The 20,415-nt window shown below is 54.5% G+C and carries 22 protein-coding genes, 1 tRNA gene and 1 other annotated feature; of the genes, 1 reads left to right on the plus strand and 22 read right to left on the minus strand.

The window, feature by feature from the left end; translation table 11 throughout:
- Window positions 1-12 precede the first annotated feature (12 nt).
- The 5 genes from glgC to raiA form a co-directional block, all read right to left on the minus strand.
- Window positions 13-1,341 (minus strand): glucose-1-phosphate adenylyltransferase, encoded by a 1,329-nt coding sequence (gene glgC, locus LBR61_13105; GenBank protein MDR1733019.1) that lies wholly within the window; start codon window positions 1,339-1,341, stop codon window positions 13-15.
- A 1-nt stretch (window position 1,342) separates the two neighbouring features.
- Entirely contained in the window at window positions 1,343-2,818 is a 1,476-nt protein-coding gene (locus LBR61_13110) for a glycogen synthase (protein MDR1733020.1), read from the minus strand.
- 12 nt (window positions 2,819-2,830) lie between these two features.
- Entirely contained in the window at window positions 2,831-4,525 is a 1,695-nt protein-coding gene (gene glgP, locus LBR61_13115; GenBank protein ID MDR1733021.1) for an alpha-glucan family phosphorylase, read from the minus strand.
- Window positions 4,526-4,697: 172 nt separating this feature from the next.
- Window positions 4,698-6,218: a 4-alpha-glucanotransferase gene (malQ, locus tag LBR61_13120; GenBank protein MDR1733022.1), complete on the minus strand. Its 1,521-nt coding sequence runs from the start codon at window positions 6,216-6,218 to the stop codon at window positions 4,698-4,700.
- Window positions 6,219-6,517: 299 nt separating this feature from the next.
- Complete coding sequence (gene raiA / locus LBR61_13125; protein ID MDR1733023.1) at window positions 6,518-7,081, minus strand: ribosome-associated translation inhibitor RaiA; 564 nt, start codon at window positions 7,079-7,081, stop codon at window positions 6,518-6,520.
- 250 nt (window positions 7,082-7,331) lie between these two features.
- Between raiA and thiW the strand changes: the two genes are divergently transcribed.
- Entirely contained in the window at window positions 7,332-7,859 is a 528-nt protein-coding gene (gene thiW, locus LBR61_13130) for an energy coupling factor transporter S component ThiW (protein MDR1733024.1), read from the plus strand.
- A 126-nt stretch (window positions 7,860-7,985) separates the two neighbouring features.
- Here the strand turns inward: thiW and LBR61_13135 are convergent, their stop codons facing one another.
- The 17 genes from LBR61_13135 to tuf all read right to left on the minus strand — a co-directional run.
- Window positions 7,986-9,080, minus strand: a complete 1,095-nt coding sequence (locus LBR61_13135) for a toll/interleukin-1 receptor domain-containing protein (protein MDR1733025.1) — start codon at window positions 9,078-9,080, stop codon at window positions 7,986-7,988.
- 168 nt (window positions 9,081-9,248) lie between these two features.
- A complete protein-coding gene (locus tag LBR61_13140) occupies window positions 9,249-9,701 on the minus strand; it encodes an acyl-CoA thioesterase (GenBank protein ID MDR1733026.1) in 453 nt (150 codons plus the stop codon).
- A 46-nt stretch (window positions 9,702-9,747) separates the two neighbouring features.
- The gene (locus LBR61_13145) at window positions 9,748-10,761 is read right to left on the minus strand and encodes an MBL fold metallo-hydrolase (protein MDR1733027.1); all 1,014 of its coding nucleotides are present in this window, start codon (window positions 10,759-10,761) and stop codon (window positions 9,748-9,750) included.
- Window positions 10,762-10,809: 48 nt separating this feature from the next.
- Complete coding sequence (locus LBR61_13150; GenBank protein MDR1733028.1) at window positions 10,810-12,051, minus strand: serpin family protein; 1,242 nt, start codon at window positions 12,049-12,051, stop codon at window positions 10,810-10,812.
- Between the two features lie 47 nt (window positions 12,052-12,098).
- Window positions 12,099-13,235 carry a radical SAM family heme chaperone HemW gene (gene hemW / locus LBR61_13155; GenBank protein ID MDR1733029.1) on the minus strand — a complete coding sequence of 379 codons (1,137 nt, stop codon included), beginning with the start codon at window positions 13,233-13,235 and terminating at the stop codon, window positions 12,099-12,101.
- 32 nt (window positions 13,236-13,267) lie between these two features.
- Entirely contained in the window at window positions 13,268-15,076 is a 1,809-nt protein-coding gene (gene lepA / locus LBR61_13160; protein ID MDR1733030.1) for a translation elongation factor 4, read from the minus strand.
- A gap of 114 nt (window positions 15,077-15,190) precedes the next feature.
- Complete coding sequence (locus LBR61_13165; GenBank protein MDR1733031.1) at window positions 15,191-15,559, minus strand: response regulator; 369 nt, start codon at window positions 15,557-15,559, stop codon at window positions 15,191-15,193.
- 80 nt (window positions 15,560-15,639) lie between these two features.
- Complete coding sequence (locus LBR61_13170) at window positions 15,640-16,059, minus strand: DUF2730 domain-containing protein (GenBank protein ID MDR1733032.1); 420 nt, start codon at window positions 16,057-16,059, stop codon at window positions 15,640-15,642.
- Between the two features lie 173 nt (window positions 16,060-16,232).
- Window positions 16,233-16,610, minus strand: a complete 378-nt coding sequence (rplL, locus tag LBR61_13175) for a 50S ribosomal protein L7/L12 (GenBank protein MDR1733033.1) — start codon at window positions 16,608-16,610, stop codon at window positions 16,233-16,235.
- Window positions 16,611-16,756: 146 nt separating this feature from the next.
- Entirely contained in the window at window positions 16,757-17,290 is a 534-nt protein-coding gene (rplJ, locus tag LBR61_13180; protein ID MDR1733034.1) for a 50S ribosomal protein L10, read from the minus strand.
- A gap of 36 nt (window positions 17,291-17,326) precedes the next feature.
- Window positions 17,327-17,478, minus strand: a sequence feature (ribosomal protein L10 leader region).
- 97 nt (window positions 17,479-17,575) lie between these two features.
- Complete coding sequence (rplA, locus tag LBR61_13185) at window positions 17,576-18,289, minus strand: 50S ribosomal protein L1 (GenBank protein MDR1733035.1); 714 nt, start codon at window positions 18,287-18,289, stop codon at window positions 17,576-17,578.
- 100 nt (window positions 18,290-18,389) lie between these two features.
- The gene (rplK, locus tag LBR61_13190; GenBank protein ID MDR1733036.1) at window positions 18,390-18,812 is read right to left on the minus strand and encodes a 50S ribosomal protein L11; all 423 of its coding nucleotides are present in this window, start codon (window positions 18,810-18,812) and stop codon (window positions 18,390-18,392) included.
- A gap of 75 nt (window positions 18,813-18,887) precedes the next feature.
- Complete coding sequence (nusG, locus tag LBR61_13195; GenBank protein ID MDR1733037.1) at window positions 18,888-19,430, minus strand: transcription termination/antitermination protein NusG; 543 nt, start codon at window positions 19,428-19,430, stop codon at window positions 18,888-18,890.
- 110 nt (window positions 19,431-19,540) lie between these two features.
- Window positions 19,541-19,744: a preprotein translocase subunit SecE gene (gene secE, locus LBR61_13200; GenBank protein MDR1733038.1), complete on the minus strand. Its 204-nt coding sequence runs from the start codon at window positions 19,742-19,744 to the stop codon at window positions 19,541-19,543.
- A 51-nt stretch (window positions 19,745-19,795) separates the two neighbouring features.
- Window positions 19,796-19,871, minus strand: a tRNA-Trp gene (locus LBR61_13205).
- Between the two features lie 196 nt (window positions 19,872-20,067).
- A complete protein-coding gene (rpmG, locus tag LBR61_13210) occupies window positions 20,068-20,217 on the minus strand; it encodes a 50S ribosomal protein L33 (protein ID MDR1733039.1) in 150 nt (49 codons plus the stop codon).
- Window positions 20,218-20,262: 45 nt separating this feature from the next.
- The coding region (gene tuf / locus LBR61_13215) for an elongation factor Tu (protein ID MDR1733040.1) at window positions 20,263-20,415 on the minus strand (153 nt) is incomplete at its 5' end.

Raw genomic sequence — 20,415 nt, forward strand, 5'->3', positions numbered from 1 at the left:
AATTTTGTTCAATCAGGAAAATGTGGTCCAGGAAAAAGTGTCGATCGCCTTTTCGTCGATGTCCTTCTGATACTGGATGCGCGGCATCCCCAGGGTTACGATGCCCGAACCGGGGTCGATGGAATAATTACGGGCGTCGGCCTCCGGGTCCTCCCCGATAACGGTGTTGTCCGCAATGTTGTTGTGGGCGTCGATAATGGCGCGCCGAATACGGCAGTTTTTCCCGATGACAACACCCTGACCGATAATGCTCTCCTCGACGCGAGAGCCCGGCTGGATCACACAGTTGCGGGACAGCACGGAGTTGTGGACCTGAGCGCCGAGAATACGGCTGCCCTCCGCCAGAAGAACGCGGTTGACCGTGCAGTCCTGCCCCTCCACGGGATAGGAATAGGACGGAGGATCCGCAAAGGAGACCGTACGTATTGGCCAGAGGGGGTTGTAGAGCGTCATCTCCGAATCGTAGGAAAGCAGCTCCATATGGGCCTGCCAGTAGGCTTTGATCGTTCCCACGTCGCGCCAGTAGGGCTTGTCCTCGCGCCACTGGTGAGTGTGCTCGATTTCCCGCGCGGAACGGGGCAGCACGTTCGTCGAAAAATCATAGGCGTAAACCCTGGCGTTCTGCTGCACCAGCCCTGGAATGATGTCGCGGCCGAAATCGTGGCTCGTGGGCTGCTGAGAATCAAAAACCAGCGACTCCTCCAGGATGTCGCGTCTGAAAATGTAGTTGCCCATGGAAACATAGCAAAATCCCGGATTGTCGGGAATTTCCGGCGGAACTGTGGGTTTTTCGAGAAATTCGATGATACGCCCCGAGCTGTCGGTTTTGATGCAGCCGAACTGATGGGCTTCCGACGCAGGAACAACGTTGGCGGCGACGGTAACGTCCGCTTTGCGGTCCACGTGACGGGCGAGCATCTGCTCAACGTCCATCTTGTAGATGTGGTCCGCGGCAAAAATGCAGACTAAATCCGCCCGAAAGATGGAAATGAGATGGAGGTTCTGAAAAACGGCGTCCGCCGTGCCCTGAAACCAGTGCTCTCCACGCCACATTTGCGCGGGAACGAGAGTCACGAAAAAATCGCGACCCCGCAGGGCTCCGCCAAACTGCCAGCCTCGCTCGATGTGCTCGTTCAGGGACTGGCTCTTGAACTGAACAAGGACATAGATGGCAAAGATCCCGCTGTTGACGAGATTGGAGAGGGCAAAATCGATAATACGATACTTCGCTCCGAAATACACGGCCGGTTTCGCCCGATAACGCGTCAGAGGCATCAGGCGTTCTCCCTTGCCTCCGGCGAGCACAAGCCCCAACACGCGCCCATATTTCCCTCCGTACATGTTATCCACCTTCTTTCAGAATAGCCTGATACAAACCCCGATAGAGCAAAGCCGACTTTTTCCAGGAAAAGTCTTCCTTCATTCCTCTGGTCTGTATTTTTTTCCAGGCTTTCGTGTTCCTGAAACGTTCGACAGCTCTGCGTAAAGACCATAACATTCCCTGGGTATCGTACGTCAGGAAAGTAAAGCCGTTGCCGCCCCCTTCCGCATCCACATCGGTCACAGTGTCGATCAGACCTCCGACCTCCCGAACCACCGGAACGGTTCCGTAACGCATGGCTATCATCTGGGAAAGACCGCAGGGCTCAAAAAGCGAGGGCATCAGGTAGATGTCGCCTCCGGCGTAAAGAAGGTGCGCCAGAGGTTCGTTGTACCCGGAAAAAAAACACAGCGAGTCTCGATGAGACGTCACCGCTTCACGCAGGGCGCTCTCGATCCAGCTGTGTCCGCTGCCCAGAAAAATGAACTTTGCCCCGAGAGTCGCAATGTGCCTGAGCGCGGGAAGAATGATGTCAAACCCCTTTTGTTCCACGAGGCGGGAAACGCAAACCACCAGAGGGCCTTCCCAGTCGAGGCTGAAATCCGTATTTTTCAAAAGCTCTTTTCGGCAGGCGTGTTTTCCCGTCGGCGAAGCCAGCGAATAGCACTCCGGCAGCAACGGATCCGTCTCCGGGTTCCAGTAGTCCACGTCGATTCCGTTCAGAATGCCGCGCAGTTTGTGACGCTGCTCGTAAATGACCCCGGACAGCACCTGCGTGGATTCCCAGGTCTGTATTTCCCAGGCGTAACGCGGAGAAACCGTGGTGACGGCCGTGGAGCTCACAATTCCTCCCTTCAGAAGATTGATCACTCCATAAAATTCCAGTTCCTTCATGTTGAAACAGGACGGATCCAGCCCGGACTCCTCAAAAAAGGGCCCCGGGGAGAAAATACCCTGATGAGCCACGTTATGCAGAGTCAGAACGGTGGCAGGACGGCCCTCCTTCCGGTATTGTCCCCGATAATGACGATGCCACTTCAGAGCGCAGGGCAGATACGCCGTGGGCCAGTCGTGGCAGTGAAAAACATCGGGCTCCCAGTCGATGACTCTGCCCAGCTCCAAAGCCTGAGTGCAGAAAACCACAAAAGGTCGTACCGACTCGGCGTCCAGCGTCCAGGGGTACATATCTCCCCCATAGTAATCCGATTCCAGGAAATACGTGGGAATACCATCCACGTCGACACAGTGAATGGCGGCCTCCACCGTTCGCCAGGCACAGGCCGCCGTCACCCGCAGAGGAAGCGTGACAACGGTACAGCCTCTGTCCCGAATTTTCTGCAAAACACCCGGCCACGCGGGAGTCACCACCCGAACATCGACGCCGCACTGAGCCAGGGCCTTCGGCAGAGACCCCATAACATCGCCCAGTCCTCCCACTTTGGAGAAGGGAGAGAGCTCCGTACCTACAAAGAGAACCCGCGCAGGCCGCGTTTCCATTTCAAAGCCCGCCTACATTCCCCGGAAATCGATAAAATACGCCTTCGAAGCGTACTCCCGAACCACGCGATGAGTGTTGAAGAAAGAGGCGTTGAGGGCGATAGTGTGCTGCATCATGCTTACCCATTTTTCATGATTGTTATAGTAGGTGGGTATGATTTTCTGCTCCAGTTTATTGTAGAGGTCGATGGCGTCCAGGGATTCGTCGTAACGCCGGTCGTAATCGGCCGCGCTGGGCTCCGGCCCGATGGACCAGCCCGTGACGTCTTCAATCCAGCCCTCGATCCACCATCCGTCCAAAACGGAAAAGTTCATAATGCCGTTCAACGTGCATTTCATCCCGCTGGTTCCGCTGGCTTCCCTGGGACGCATGGGCGTGTTCAGCCACAGATCCACGCCCTGAGTCAGCAGAGACGCGATTTCCATGTTATAGTTATCGATAAACACAATGGAAACCTTGTCCTCCAGCTCTTTGGTCGTCTTTTTGATCTTCTGAAGCACGGCCTTCCCCCCGTTGTCGTGAGGATGGGCCTTACCCGCGAAAATAAACTGCACCTTCCGGTCTCCCACCACCTCCATGAACCGCTTCAGATCGGAAAACAGGAGGTCGGCCCGTTTATAGGTGGCGGCCCGGCGGGCAAACCCAAGGGTCAGAATTTCGGGGTCCAGCTGACTGCCCGTGGTTTCCAGAACCCGGGCGAAGAGCCGAAGCTTCGCGGCCTGATGAGCCGCCCAAAGCTCTTCCTTCGGGATGGTGAGGGCCTGAACGAGACGCCCGGGGTCCTGCTCCCATCCTGGAATATGTTTGTTGTAGAGCCGGCGCATTCCGGAGCTCACCCAGGTGGTGGGATGAACGCCATTGGTGATCCAGTCCACCGTTTCCATTTTGAACATGGCGTTGCTCACCTCGGCGTGCTTTTTCGCCACGCCGTTGACGTAGCGGCTGTAGCGCAGGCCCAGCTCCGTCATGGAAACCCCTGGCAGGTCGGGCATCATGCGCTTGATGGTACTGAGGGCATCCGGCGGAAACGCCCGGTCGATGAGCCCGAACTCGAAATAATCGTGCCCCGCGGGAACCGGCGTGTGAGTGGTGAACACCACCTGCTCCCGAATTTTATCCGGATCGTAGTATCCCTGCTCCCGCATCAGCTCCAGGGTGAGAAAACCGGCGTGTCCTTCGTTCAGGTGGAAGGTTTCGATGTTCATGTAACCCAGGTCCCGCAGCATGCGAAGACCGCCTACGCCAAGGATGAACTCCTGACAGAGGCGATAATTATTGTCTCCGCCGTAAAGATACCAGCAGAACTTGCGATCCTCCGGATTGTTGGGCTCGAAGTCGGTGTCGAGGAAATACACCGGAAGGGGATACCCCGTGGCTCCGATGATTTCGTAGACCCACACGCCTATCTGAATTTCCCGGCCCTGCAGGGTGATGGAAACGCGGTTGGGAAGCAGCCGCAACTCGTGAGCGGGATTCCACTGGACCGGTTTTTCCTTCTGCCAGCCGTCGTCGTTGAACTCCTGAACGAAATAGCCCTTGCGATAAAGCAGAGTCACCCCTGCCATGGGGACGCTCAGGTCGGCCGCGCTTTTCAGGATGTCTCCGGCCAGCACCCCAAGGCCGCCGGAATAGGTGGGAATGGACTCCTTCAGGCCCACTTCCATGGAAAAATAGGCGAGAGGCCGGAAGGCGGGGTCATTTTCCATCAGTGTTCTCAAAGAATTACTAAGGTCGCTGCGATGAAGTCGTGGTATCATAATTTTACAAGCTCCTTTCCCTCCTGCAAGGGATCTGCGCCATTAGCAGTGCTGATTCGCGGATCATGACAGATTATCTCATAAATTCGTTCGCCCGGCACACGCCGAGTGACGCTTCAGACTACGCCATCATGACTTTCACGGGGTCAGCGGGTAAGCGTCCGTAGAGTTTCGTTATCTCCAGCATACGGGCGGCCAGCTCATCGGTGATCTGAGAAGGCGTCAGACGCCACTCCCAGTTTCCGGAGGGGGTGGAAGGAACGTTGATCCGGCTCCGGGCATCCAGCTCAAGATAATCCTGCATCTGCACAATGGCCGTCTCCGCCACGGAACACATCGCCATGCGTATCATGTCACCGCAGATGGTGTCCCGGGAGATCTCTCTGCCGAGGTACAAAATGAGGTTGGCAATTTCAACGGGGGTCGCGTCTTCCTCGAACCAGCCGAGTGACGTGTTGTTGTCGTGGGTTCCCGTGTAGACGATGCTGTCGGGGGTATGGTTGTGGGGCGCGTAGGGATTGTCGGCGGGGGAATCGAAGGCAAAATGCAGCACCAGCATCCCCGGCAGGCCCATGCCTTTTCGGGCGAGTTCGATTTCAGGGGTGAGGAAGCCCAGGTTCTCGGCCCAGAATGGATGCTCGGGAAACTCCCAGCACAGCCTTTCGAAAAAACGCTCGTGGGGAGCGCTGCGCCAGAATCCCTTTTCGGCGGTGGCGGCCCCTCCCGGCACCGTCCAGTAGCCGATGAGCCCCCGAAAATGGTCGATTCTCACTTTATCAAAATAACGCAACAGGTGATGGAGGCGGTTCATCCACCACTGGAATCCGTCCGCCGCCATGGCATCCCATCGATAGAGAGGGTTTCCCCAGAGCTGTCCGGTTTCGCTGTAGTAGTCCGGCGGAACTCCGGCCACGGAAACGGGCTCCATCTTCTCATCCAGCTCGAAAAGATGGGGATTCGCCCACACGTCGGCGCTGTCAAGGGTCACGTAGATGGGCATATCTCCAACCAGCTCAATGTCGAACCGGTCGAGGCATTCCCGGAGCTTTCCGATTTGACTGTAAAAAACGAACTGAACGAATCGATGATATTCTATGACGTCCGACAGGGTTTCCCAGGTGCGGTGCAGGGCTTCATGGTGCCGGAATTTCAGCCCTTCCGGCCATTCAAGCCAACACTGCCCTCCCCTGTCCTGTTTGATGGCCTCAAAAAAACTGTAGGCCTCCAGCCAGTAACGGTTATTGACAAAAAAATCGTCAAATTCTCCCCGGCGCCGGGAGCTTTTGAAGTTGAGCCACGCCCGCTGCAGAAGCGTCTTTCTCGACGCCCGCACCAGCTCATAGTCGACCCTTCCCGACGAGAACTCGGAGACGTCCCTCAGGTCGTCCCTGTCCAGAAGCCCTGAGTTCACCATCAGTTCAGGACTTATCAAAAGCGGGTTTCCGGCAAAAGCCGAAGGAGAACTGTAAGGAGAGTTTCCCTGGCCGTCGTCAGTGACGTTTAAAGGCAAAACCTGCCATATCTTCTGGCCGGCCTTCTTTAAAAACTCGATGAAACGAGTCGCCTCCGGACCCATATCTCCGATTCCATACTTTGATGGCAGTGAACTCAGGGGCAGGAGCACACCACTTTTACGTACCATGTTTGATCCTCCACAATTACCCCCGCGTCACGACATGAAGAAAATTTAAATTCAAAGTCGACAACCCAAGTGTAAATTTCAATTCAACACAATATGTTTTATTTTATCACTTTATTTGGCGATACTCATAAAGAACATATCCTGATCCAAAATGAAAAAACCTGCCTCTTTGCTTACAAGGCAGGTTTTTAAAAAACAGACGTTCAACAGACGCTTATTTATGGGAAAAACTCAATTTCGATTGAACACCCCGTTCATTTGTGTGGTATTGAATAAATATTCAGTGGAAATACTGATTTTTACTTCAGGGGCTCCAGCTGGCCGTAGTTGCCATCCCGGCGTTTGTAAACCACATTGACGTCGCCGGTTTCCGCATTTTGAAACATGAAGAAACTGTGTCCCACCAGGTCCATCTGCATGACGGCCTCCCGAGGATCCATGGGATAGAGAGGGATTTTCTTGATCTTTTCGATGACGGGATCCTCTATGGCAAAATCCTCGCCGTTCGACGGACTGGTTTCAAACCCCTCGATGCTGAATGAAAAATCGCTGAAGGAAAGGGTCGATTCGTTCTGCCCCTTCGATTTGAGGTAAGAATTATGACGCTTGATTTGACGCTCAAGATTTTTCAGGGCCAGATCGAAAGCCCTGCGGGGATCGTTGGCGTTTTCCTCCGCACGCAGGATCACCCCGTTCGCGTTCACGGTCGTCTCCACGTTGTAATTGCCCTTATGAAGGCTGATAACCACCTGGCTGTTCAATATCTTACTGAAAAATTTTTCCAGCTTGGCAACTTTGCCCTCCATGTAACCTCTGAGTCCCCCGTCGATCTCTGTACCTCGCAACACAAAACGGACTTCCATCGACTTTCGCCTCCATTCACAGATAGGATAGGTTAGGGTCATTGTATCATATAGCGTCTTTTACGCTCACCGGTGTTTTATGTATGTATGAATACAGATTGACATGCCTGGTATTGAAGATTAAAATCAACCCGACAACGAAAATTTAAAAATGATGCTTTAAATTGATGCTTTAAAGATGATGAGACGCTTTAAGGATACTGAATTTATGTCACCGGATCCGGTGAAATCATAAAGGAGTTGGTTCGAAGTGCTGCTCTTTGAAATCGATACAAAAAATCCTCTGCGGGCGCGTCTGCAGAAGATGGTTCTGGCGGCGCTTTTTGCCGCCGTGGCTGTTTTGCTTTCTCCGTTCTCCTTTCCTCTGGGCCCTTCGAAGTGCCTTCCCTTTCAGCACGCCGTAAACGGCCTCGCGGGTGTAATTCTGGGTCCATTTTGGGCCTGCGGCGCGGCGTTCGTCTCCAGTCTGGTCAGGAACACCCTTGGAACGGGGACGCTTCTGGCCTTCCCTGGCAGTATCTTTGGAGCTCTGGCCGTCGGATTCGCGGCGAAACTGCTGCCGGCCAGACTCCGTTTCTGGGCGGCTCTGGCCGAACCCTTCGCCACCGCCACGCTGGGAGCGGGGGTCGCCGCCTTCATTGCGTCTCCTTCCGGCGGATGGGCGGGAATGTACGCCACACTGGCCCTGGCCTTCCTCGCCAGCAGCGGACCTGGAGCCATCCTGGGCTGTGTGCTGCTGCGCTTTCTGCACTCCCCTGCCCCTCAGAAGACCGTTTGACCCGCTCGAACGCGCAGGCTTGGACGATGGCGCCCGAAAAGGAAAAGGCATAGCTGTCGTCCAGCGCATACGCGTTCCTGCCTGCCTTGAGATTTCAGGGCTTTGAGGTTTCAGGGAAAAATGTCGTTATCGATGCCTTCGGAAGGACGCGCCGATCATTTCGAGAAGCAAAATTCCCCCGCTGCCCGCGCAGGCATAAAACCCCACCGTCTGCAGCCATTCCGGCATTTTGTAAAAGTTCATCGCCTGGATGGTTCTGTAATCCCACATATATTTGAAATTCAGCCGGGCCGCGAGCTGCGAGATCCAAAGAAGTAAAAATCTCACATTTTCCAGGTCCGCAGTCATCAGCAGCCATCCCCCCAGGCAGGCGACGTAAAGCAGCCACTGCAACAACCGAGGATTGGGCAGCAGGTTAAAGAGAGAATTCACTCCTGTGTAACGCCATCCGAAATACCAGTAAAAAAACACCGCCGAAAGCCCCCAGTAAGGAAGCGTCGACGTCAGGAAAGTGTTCTGCATCCCCATGGACAGCCAAGCCCTGAGAATTTCCGTTCCGCAGAACAAAAGAGTGATTCTCAGCAGCCATCTCAGCACAGGGAAAAAGTGCGCCGGAATTTCATTTCTGTAACGGGTCGGTCGAGGCTCCCAGACCACCCGTTCCCGCATGGCCGCCCGCTCCTTCACCGGCCGCCCCTTCGCGGGAGACCTCGGCGCCGGCGTCCTGACCGGATTGACAATGGGCGTCGCGGAAGGCAACGGCGACGACGGGGAAGGTTTCCGCACCTCCGCCTTGATGTTCTGCTGCATCAGCCACTTGCATATTTTGAAGATGATCGTCTGAGGATCGCTGCCCTCTATCCCCTGGGTCGAATGCAACATCAGAGACAGCCCCGGAGGCATAACGTCCATCCCCTCCAGATAAATGGGAATGACCTTTACGTTTTTATCCAGCGCAAATTCCACTTCAGACCGAACGTAGTGAGACGCCATGGAGGCCTTCGTCACGAAGACGACGAAAACCCTGCTCCCCAGAATGGCTTTTGCGATTTCATCGGTCCATATGGTGGTAACATCAATTCCCTGGTCGTACCACACTTTGTAGCCATTGGCCACAATCCCCTCGATGACCGAGGATACCACATAACCGTCCTCGTGAGCGTAACTCACGAAAACAAACGGCTCTTCTCCACTCCTGTCGGAACCATCATTCCATGCCATAAAATTCACCCATCTTCACTCTTCGCAGAAATACCAGAAACGTCAAAATCTGGTAAAATTTTAACATTAAAATTCCAAAAAGAACACATCAGCACAGAAAACCGTCGTCCGATACTTCAAAAAGGCAAAAGAAGACTCACGGAGAAAGAGAACCCGCAAGCCCTGACTTTACAAAACCTGCGCTCCGGCCGCTTTGTCGCCCTGCTCCTTCAGGGAATGAAACAGCTCATAAAGCTCCGGAATTGCCCTTTTCAGGGACACGGGTCGGGCGTCCGTCTTTCTGAAAAAGAAATGAAAGCTCTCCCCCAGGGTTCGAAGCGCGCCGGACCGGGCATCCGTCACGCGATAACAGATAGCCATCCTCGACAGATCGCACTGGGAGACTCCGGGAAACACGTGCACCGTCTCTCCGAAACGCACCGGGGATTTATACTCGCAGGAGAGGCTCAGAACGGCGAAAGTAATGTCCCGAGCCTCCACCTCTTCATAGGGAAACCCCATCTGCTGCATGAGATCCACCCGGGCTTCCTCAAACCAGTGGATGTAATTGGAGTGATGCACCACTCCCATCTGGTCGGTTTCATAAAATTGAACTTTACGGACGTATGGCAAGATATTCATATCTGTCGCTCCCTGCTTTATTATCATTGTGGATTAACATCATGTATTATCGCTGTTTTTCATTTTTGCCCGCCGAACTGAAGAAGACGAAATGTTCCCCCTCCATTTCACGCGTTATTTTTCCCTCGGCGGCCAGGTAATCGAGATGAGCCGCCGCCTCCCCCACCGCAAACCACTTTTGCGCCACGGAAAATCCCGGCCAGCCCGTGCGGGATACCCAGGTCATTTTAGCCGCAATTGCATAAACAGTTGAACGGGGATATGCTTCCACCAGATTTTGAGCTTCTTCCAGTCTGACCCGATGATGCCGGAGCAGCTCGTCAATGCGTTTCTCGAAGTCCCCTATTGCCCGACGGTGAGCGGACAGCGCCGTTTTCACCTCGAAGGTCCGTATCAGGGCCAGGCTTTCCATGTACAGGCGCAGAGGAAGCCGTTCGTCCTTCCAGGAAACGATGTTGGGAGAGATGTCGAAAATAACGTGGTCTCCACAAAAAAGCAGTTTTTGTTTTTCCTCGTACAGGCACATATGTCCGGGCGTATGCCCAGGCGTTTCCACCGCACGGAGGCGATAGCGCCCCACATCAAGGGAAAATCCGTCCGCCACGGGCGTCCAGAGGGTGTCCCAGGCGGGCGCGTACTTTCGTATGGGATTGGTCAGATGGTTTTGCCGGATTTCCTCCTCGGAAAAACCCAGACTAAAAAGAAAACCGTCGATATCCCGCCAGCCCTCCGCGGAAAGAACCTGCCGAAAATAAACGCAGTCCTTCTCTCCCATGTAAATTTTCGAGGCGCCACCGGCGATGCGGGACGCCAGCCCGCTGTGGTCCGAATGCATGTGCGTAATAAAAAGGTCGGTCCGGTCCCTGTCCTCGCCCAGCTCCGCCAGAGCGCCGGCAAGAGCTTCGTAACATTCCTCCCGGTTGAAACCGGTGTCGATGAGCAGGTTTCGATCTTTTCCCCGAATGAAATAACTGTTCAGATTCCGGAGCGGGTTCTCCGGCAGGGGAACTTCAATTAAATAAACGTCAGGCAGAACTTCCTTCGGTATCGTGGCAAACACCCCTTAACGCCAGCTTAAAGTCAAAAATCTGATTGAGAAAAAGCCCGTTTATTTCCCGTCCCGGGGATCCGTCATCCGCCCCATGAAAAGAATCGTTCCGGTCCGGTCGTCCAAAACGCAATAGATGAAGGGGTGATCCGCAACAAATTCTACCGGCTTCACCCTGTCGACTGTGGCGGTGGCCTTCATCCTCATGACCACGGCAGTGGCCGCGGCGGCCTCCGTTCCTTTCTCGTCAAGAGCGATAAAAGCCCTGTGAACTACAGAACTGACGCAGAGATCGCCTCCATTTTTCCGGGGGTCTTCCACCATTCCGGAAAAATCCGCATCCCGGGTGAAGGCAAGCTTCATTCCCAAACGCTCCAGAACGTCCTTCAGCCCGTAACGGCCTTCGTCTCGAAACCGAGGAAGTCTCAAAGCGACTTCACGGCCCTTCATGGCAGCCGTCCACTCCTTCAGCGCCGCCCGTGTCAGCTTCTTCTCCAGGTTCTCCAGTTTTTTCAGAGGGTCGGAGTTTTCGTCCAGCCGGGGCAGAAGGACCAGAAGAACCAGTCCTCTGATTTTGTAAGGAATTTTGACGAGCTGCAGTTCCGGGGTTTCACCATAGGAAAACCGGTCCGTCTTCCTCATCATGGAGACGTCTTTCCGCTTGTTCCGCCCCATGCGGAAAGGTTCTTTCTTCGTCAGACGTTCCTGGAAGGGCTCCCGCCAGGCTGACAGGAAATAAATCGCGTTGGTCAGAACCAGACGGGTGACCGGAGTGACGTCCTCTTTGCTCAGAAGATCGTTGATTTTCCCGTTGGTTTTCTCAGAAACCCAGCGGTTGATCGTATCCCGTGAGCCATCCGCATTTTCCCAAAAATCCAGCCGTTCGATGCCGCCGTCGTAGTCCTCTGCCGCAAGGGCGGCGTACTCCGGAAGCAGCGTCTGTCTCCGGTCGAGCCAGAGCCGGTTGGCGACGTTCAGGGCCCCCGCGTCATCGGCCAGGGCGTTGAAATGATCCTGAAGGGCTTTCATCGAAGCGTGCAGAGAAACTCCGGGCGTCACATGCAGAACTTTTGCCATTTCCTCCGCCGTATCGCCCCGCGCCCCTCCACAGGTCAGGGCAAGCCCCGTCGCGATGCTGCAGGGCGAAAAAAACAGGCTGTTCTCTCCGGAGACCAGAGAACGATACATATCGATCGCAAAGGCGTTGAGGTTCTCCGTCAGCCCATCCTCCGCAAACGAGGGCCTCGCAGGCCATGAGAACAGCCACAGAAAGGACAGCAACAGAACTGACAACTGGCGCAACTCACATCCCTCTCCTTTTCATTTTGCATTTTTCACTTTTCGCTTTTTCATTTTGCAGAATCCAGCAGTTCCACCCAAATGGCGTTGCCGACTCTCATTCCCTCGGGAGTCAGCCGCGCTCCGGTGGAATCCGCCTGAACCAGACGCGGGGGAAGACGACCCAGCAAACTCACAATTTCCTCCCACAGAGCCGGGCCGAAGCGAAGCGCAAAGGCCGCTCCATCAATTCCCCATCGGGTTCGCAGGGCCAGAATCGCGGCCTCCAGCCCTCTCTCGCGTCCCTCAAGGCGTTCGGAACCCGCAAGGGGCAGAGTATCTCTCACAGAAAGATACTCTTCAAGTGTGGAGACATTATGATAGCGCAAACCGGACCCCGACAGGTATCCCCAGGCGGACGGCCCGAGAGCCAGAACGTTTTCCTGCCGCCAGTAGGCCAGATTGTGCAGGCATTCGTGGTTTACCCTGGCAAAACTGGCAATTTCGTACTGTTCAAGCCCTTTTTTCGGAAGATACCACTGAGCGAAGCGGTAAAAGGGATACCCTTCCGGCAACCCGTAATTTTCCATGTGAAAGAGTTTTTTCCCCAGCGGCGTGTCAGGCTCCAGCGTCAGCTGATAGGCGGAGACATGGGAAACCCCCAGGGCCGTGACCCGGCGCAGAGAGTCGCGCCACCCCCGCAGCGTCTGAAGAGGAAGTCCGAAGATCAGGTCGGCGGATACGTCGAAGCCCTGGTTCAGCGACAGGTCGATTGCGCCGGCGGCCATGGTCCTGTCGTGTCGCCGTCCCAGCCAGCGCAATTCCTCGTCAATCATGCTCTGAACGCCGATGCTGACGCGCGTGATGAAGGAATCCCTCCACAGCCGCAGATGTTCCTCCGTCAGAGAGCAGGGATTCGCCTCCACCGTGGCCTCCCGAAGTTCCGAAATGTCGAAAGCCCCCTCAAGGATCCGAAGCAAACGGGCCCAGGAGGAACAGGACAACACCGTGGGCGTTCCCCCTCCGATAAAAATCGTTCTCAGAGGAGGGCGTCCTTCCCATATCCGCCCGATATTTTTCGCCTCTCCGGCTGTCGTCTCAAGCCAGGCCTCTTCGGAGGCGGAGTCGCTCTTTCGACTGTAAAACGAGCAGTAGCCGCATTTGGAAAGGCAGAAGGGAACGTGAAGATAAAGAGAAAAAAGAGACATCACAGAAGAGCCGCGCCGCAAATTTCCCGTTTTTATTTTTCTTCCCCGTCGATCTGGAGGAACGCCAGAAAAGCCTCCTGGGGAATTGAAACTCTGCCGATCTGCTTCATGCGCTTTTTACCGTCTTTTTGTTTTTCCAGGAGCTTACGCTTACGGGTAATATCGCCTCCGTAACATTTGGCGAGGACATCCTTCCGCAGGGCTTTGACGTTGACCCGAACGATAACGCGCTTACCGATGGACGCCTGTATGGGAACCTCGAAAAGTTGACTGGGGATCAGTTCCTTCAGTTTTGTCACGGCTGCGTGCCCTCGATTGTAGGAGGCGTCCCGATGGCAGATGAAGGAAAACGCGTCGGCCGCCTCTCCGTTGACCAGCACGTCCACCCGCACCAGATCCGAGGCCCGCAGGCCGATGAACTCGTAATCCAGAGAAGCGTAACCTCGCGTCTGAGACTTCAGTTTATCGTGAAAATCGGTGATGAACTCCGCCAGAGGAAGGTCGTAAACCAGCCGCACCCGCTCCGGAGTCAGGTAGTCCATGGATTTATAGAGACCTCGCTTTTCCTGGGCGAGCTGCATGACCCGCCCTACGTACTCGGAAGGCAGGAATACCGAGAGTTTTATAAAGGGTTCGCGAATTTCCTCGATTTCTCCCACATCCGGGAAGTCGCTGGGACGATGAGCTTCGATGACCGTTCCGGAGGTGGTCGTAATTTCATAGACCACGTTGGGGGCGGTCGCCACGAGATTCACATCGAATTCCCGCTCCAGACGCTCCCGGGCCACGTCCATGTGCAGCATCCCCAAAAAGCCGCAGCGGAAACCAAACCCCAAAGCGACGGATGTTTCCGGCTCGAAGGTAATCGCCGAGTCGTTCAGACAGAGTTTCTCCAGAGCGTCCCGCAATTGGGGATATTCATCGCGTTCTACGGGGTAAAAACCGCAGAAAACAACGCTCTTGACCTTTCGATAACCCGGCAGGGGGGTTTCCGTCGGGTTGGCCGCGTCGGTGATCGTGTCGCCCACGTGGGCCTCCGCCAGGGTTTTGATGCTGGCCGAAACGTAGCCCACCTCGCCCGGGCCCAGCCGTTCTACCGGAGTGAACCCCGGCCGGAATACTCCGACCTCATCCACGGGATAACGGCCGTTGGTGGCCATGAACAGAATGTTCTGCCCCGGCCGCAGTGTCCCGTTCATCACTCTGACGTAGCAAATAACGCCGCGATAATTGTCGTACACGGAGTCGAAGATCAGAGCCTCCAGCGGAGCCTCCGGGTCCCCATCCGGCGCGGGAATGGAGTTCACGACCCCTTCCAGAATCTCCTCTATCCCCGTCCCTTCCTTCGCGCTGGCCAGGATGGCATCCGAGGCGTCCAGCCCCACCACGTCGGTAATTTCCTTTCGAGCCACGTCAGGGCGCGCGGAAGGAAGGTCAATTTTATTGATGACCGATATGATTTCAAGCCCCTGATCCACAGCCTGACAGGCGTTCGCCACGGTTTGAGCCTCGACGCCCTGGGTGGCGTCCACCACGAGAAGCGCCCCCTCGCAGGCGGCCAGCGAGCGGGAGACCTCATAACCGAAGTCCACATGGCCAGGCGTATCGATGAGGTTCAAAATATAGCTGCGTCCGTTTTTGGCGGTATAGTCCATACGAACGGGAACGAGTTTGATGGTGATGCCCCGTTCGCGCTCCAGAGACAGGGAATCCAGAAGCTGCTCCCGCATATCCCTGGAGGATACGGTATGAGTGACCTCGATCAGACGATCCGCGAGCGTCGATTTCCCATGATCAATGTGGGCGATGATGCAAAAATTTCTTATATTATCCTGTTTCATGCCGCAACTCCTCTGTACAAACAAATGGCGAACAGGGGACCACTAAAAAAGGGGCCCTCAGGCCCCCTCGATTCGGAATCAGTATGCAGGCCCGATGCCCTCGGCGTAACCTCATCACCATTTTTCGAGCAACTCCAAAAGGGTTTTGGGTTCGAAGGGTTTGGCAATAAAAGCGTCCACACCCGTCTCTTTGGCTTTCATTACAATGGGAAGCGTCGCATGGGCGCTGATCAGTAAAATCCGTACTCCCGGCAAAAGCGCGCGAATCCTGTTGATCGTCTCCAGCCCATCCATTTGAGGCATGTGAAAATCCACAGTAACAATATCAGGAACCGAATCCTCCGGAAGTTTTTCTATCGCTTCCAGTGCCTTCGGCCCGTTGAAAGCGCTGCCGACAACCTTGTACCCCGCGCCCTCCACAATAACCCGCAACATGTCCACTATAAAATCGGCGTCATCGACGAGAAAAACTTTTTTAGCCACAAGTCCCTCCGCTCGTTTCCACAAAACGACAGGGCAACCGCCTGGATATACCGCTTCTGTTTCTACTTCTACTCCTACTCCTACTTCACGGCAAGGTTTCTGAGCAGTTCGAGGTAGGCCTTCTGATTTTCCACTTCTTTCGTGAGCGATTCGAGCTTCGCCTCTTCCGTCTGGATGAGGGAGTTCAGCTTCGTTTCAAAGCTCGTGGTGGCTCCCCGGATGGATTCCACATCGGCTTTGAGAGCATCGGCGTCCACCGTAACTCCTTTTTCCGCCTCGGCAACCCGAGTTTCAAAGGCCGCCACCGTGTCCTTCAGTTTCTGCACTTCCTCGGACAGGGGCGCGATGCGGCTGCTCGCCAGAGTCCAGACAATATTAAACAAAATAATGAGAAGAACAACGACACCCGCTATGTACTTCCAGTTCGTTTTTGCCTTATCCAAAATCGCCGCGGCCTTTACATCGATATTCTCTTTTCCGCCCTTCTCCTTCTTGTCCATTACGTACATTTCCTCCGTTCTGTATGTGTGACCTGAAAATGTGTCTTCTATTCTACAATACCGGACGTATTCCGCAATGCCGGAGGACCGAAATTATGAGGGGCCCGGAAAACTGTCAAAACCTCAAAAAACGGGTCGCTCCCGCGGCCCGTCTTCTTTTCAGGCAAAAAAACTTACTTCACTTCGACCTCGGCTCCAGCCTCGGCGAGCTTCTTTTTAATCTCTTCGGCCTCTTCTTTGGCAATGCCTTCCTTGACGGGCTTGGGAGGATTGTCCACCAGCTCTTTGGCTTCCTTGAGGCCAAGACCCGTAATTTCACGCACCACCTTGATGACATTGATCTTATTGGCCCCGGGAGCCTTGTAGATCACGTCGAATTCCGTTTTCTCCTCTTCGGCGGCGGCAGCGGCGCCAGGCACGGCCATCATGGGCATCGCCATGGCGGGAGCGGCGGCGGAAACGCCAAATTTATCCTCCAGAGCCTTGACCAGCTCGGAAAGCTCCAGCACCGTCATTTCTTCAATAGCCTTGATCAGTTCGTCGTGAGACATATTTTTTACCTCCTGAAATTTTTAATTCTAAAATTTTTAATTCTGAAATCCTGTCTGAAATCTTATCTGGAATCTCCGATCCCAGGATCTCAATTTTTTGCACAAATTTTTGCGCGGGAAGACCCTGTTCCAAACAGGAACCTGGACTACGCGGCTTTTTCCTTCTGCTCCCTGATCTGGTCGAGGCAGGTCACAAGACCGCGTATCGTTCCGGAAAGCACCGTTACCAGGCCCGTCAAAGGCGCGGCGATGGTCCGCACCACCTGTCCCACCAGGACATCCTTCGGCGGCAGGTCCGCAAGAGCCTGAAGCTGTCCCGCACTCAAAACCTTCTGTCCCAACAGGCCCCCCTTCAGAATGAAAGCCTTCTGGGTCTTGTCCGCGGCGTAATCCCGCAGAACCTTGGCGACGGTCACGGGATCTCCGTAACACAGGGCGTAGATATTGGGTCCCGAAGTTATGGATTCGGGCAGAGCAGTCATTCCCAGCTCCTTCATGGCGATGGAGAAGAGCGTATTTTTCGCGACTTTAAGTTCACCTCCGGCCGCACGCACCGTCGCGCGCAGTTTCGTGCTCTGCGCCACGGTCATACCCCGGTATTCGCCAACGAAAACAGCCCCGGACTTCTCCAGTTTGCTCTTCAAAAGTTCGACCTGCTCATATTTAATCGTTGCCGGCATAGTTTATTTCACCTCCTCCCGAAAAATTCCAAAATCGCAGTTCAAAAAAATGTCCCCCGCAACCCAAAACGGAGGACACCATAAACATCATGCACAGTTTATCTGTTCATATCTGCTTAAAGGCCTCGGCAGGAAATTGAGCCGTCCAGGACGGCGCCTGCTGTTTTCGGTCCTGATCTGTTTCTGTTTTATTCCAGTTTCTGTTTCAAATTCTGTTGCAACGCGAAAAATTCATTTCGCGGGCAAACTCCTCTGATGTTGAAGCCTGAAGTTGAGGTCTGAAGCTCAGGAAACCGCTATTTCACGGGTCGCGGCAAGAACGTCCACCGTGATTCCCGGCCCCATCGTCGGCGCAATGGAAAGGCTTCTGATGTACGTTCCCTTTACCGACGCGGGTCGCGCACGGATGATGGCCTGCAAAAGAGCCCGGGTGTTCTCAAAAAGCTGCTCCGTCGTAAACCCTTTTTTGCCCACAAAATTATGAATGATTCCCGCCTTGTCCACACGAAATTCTACACGTCCCGCCTTGATTTCCTTCACCGCGTTCGCCAGATCGAAGGTGACCGTCCCCGTCTTCGCGCTGGGCATCAGTCCCCGGGGTCCCAGAATCTTACCCAGACGTCCCACCGATTTCATCATATCCGGCGTCGCGATAACGGCATCGAAGTCCATCCAGCCGCCCGTGATTTTCTGCACGAGATCCTCGCCGCCCACAATATCGGCGCCCGCCTCTTCGGCTTCTTTGATCTTCTCCCCTGCCGCCAGAACCAGCACTCTTTTGGTGACGCCCGTACCGTGAGGCAGGCCCACGGTGCTTCTCACCTGCTGGTCGGCATGGCGGGGATCCACTCCCAGACGCACGTGGACTTCCATGCTTTCATTGAACTTCGCCGTGGCGATCTGCCCAAACAGTTCGATGGCCTCTCTCAGGCCGTACTGCTTCGTCAGGTCGATTTTTGCCGCCGCTTCCCTGTAACGTTTGCTTCTCTTCACAACAATCTGCCTCCAAAGTGGTCATAACGGATAAAATCCTCCCACCAGATCCCCTTTCCAGAAGTTTCGTTTTCCGCAAAAGGGGTGTTGCCTGCCGCAGGAATCCCTACTGTACCTCGATCCCCATGGAACGCGCCGTTCCCTCGATCATGCGTATCGCGGCTTCCACGTCGTTGGCGTTGAGGTCCTGACGCTTGAGCTCCGCGATCTCCTTCACCTTCGCCCGGGTGATTTTGGCTACCTTGTTCTTGTTGGGAACTCCGGACCCGGACTCAATGCCAGCCGCCTTCTTCAGAAGTACGCTGGCGGGAGGAGTTTTCAGCTCGAAGGTGAAACTTCGGTCCGCATACACGGTGATGATCGCGGGAATGATCATGCCGGGCTGATCCGACGTTTTGGCATTGAACTGCTTGCAAAACTCCATGATATTGACGCCATGCTGCCCCAAAGCCGGTCCCACAGGCGGAGCAGGAGTTGCCTTGCCGGCCGGAAGCTGCAATTTGACCTGTCCTACTACCTTCTTTGCCATAAAACAAAATCCCCTCTCGTAAACAAACCTTACTTCCTGAATTTTATGCGAAATATATGGCCGCCGTTCGCCGCCCTATATTTTTTCAAGCAGAAAATAGTCGGTTTCCACCATGGTCTCGCGCCCGAAGACGCTGACCATAAATTTTACCTTGCCCTTTTCGGGAACGATTTCCGCCACGGGTCCCGCCTGTCCCTCAAAAGGCCCGCTCTTCACCCGCACCGTATCGCCCGGCTTCAGGCTGATTTCAATTTTGGGCTTCGCCTGCTCCTTACCGATCCGTCCCATAATTTCGCGGACTTCCTTTTCGGAAAGAGGCAAAGGATAACTGCCGGCTCCCACAAACCCGGTCACTCCCGGCGTGTGACGCACCACATACCACGACTGTTCGTCAAGGCACATTTCCACGAGAACATAGCTGGGATAGAGTTTTCTGGAGACCTTGCGGCTTTTCCCGTCCTTGACAAAAACCCGTTCTTCTATGGGAATCAGAACTCTGAAAATATTGTTCTCCATTCCCATAGTGGCGATACGCTGCTCCAAATTCGCCTTTACGCGATTTTCATAACCGGCGTATGTCTGGACTACATACCAGCGGCGTCCGTCCTGTGGCTCCATAAACTTAAGGGGGATCTACCCCCCACCCCCCAACTCGTACGACCTGACAATTCCATCGCTTTCACATTTTTAAGAAACACGCAAATTCCAAATCTTTTTTGCATTCGTTCCTAACGCAAAATCGTCGTAAAGAGTCCGGTAAGAATAAAATCAAGAATTCCCAGATAAATCGCCACACAAACCGTAAAGGCTATGACGATAAGAGTCGAATACCAGATTTGCGTTTTTCCTGGCCAGGTCACCTTTTTGAGCTCAGCTCTCGCCTCCCGCAAAAAGGAAAATCCCGGAATGGAACGTACTATATCCTTCGACATCAATTGCCCTCCCGTCACGCTCTCGCACACTACCACCATTTAATGAGAAATTGGCAGGCCCGGCAAGACTCGAACTTGCAACCCCCGGTTTTGGAGACCGGTGCTCTACCAATTGAGCTACGGACCTGCGTAGAGACAACGTTGGGTATTCTACACTACTTCAAATTCTTATGCAAGTCAGCATCGAGAGCAAATCCACCAAAAACATAATATATTCTTTAAACCTTCTCTCCCGCGCCTTTTTCGCTTCTCTTTTTCAAGCGGAAGGGCCCGGCAGACCGGGCCCCTCAGAGATCCGCATTCCTGTTTCCCAGACGGTTCCCTTACTTCGATTCTTTGTGCACAACCGACGCCCGGCACCATTTGCAGTATTTTTTGAGCTCCAGCTTCTTCGCCTGCTTTTTCTTGTTGACCGTCGTCGTGTAGTTGCGTCTTTTGCACTGAGTGCAGACCAGTCCCACAATGTCCGCCATGGAATAACCCCCCTCTCCCTGATTCTCCGCTAAATCGCAATATTTTTATTCGAGGATCTGAGTGACGACGCCGGCGCCCACCGTGTGACCGCCCTCACGCACCGCGAAGCGAAGCCCGTCTTCCATCGCTATCGGCACGATCAGCTCAACCTCGAAGTTCGCGTTGTCTCCCGGCATTACCATTTCCACTCCCTCAGG

The organism is Synergistaceae bacterium, assembly GCA_031272035.1.
Lineage (GTDB): Bacteria > Synergistota > Synergistia > Synergistales > Aminobacteriaceae > JAISSA01.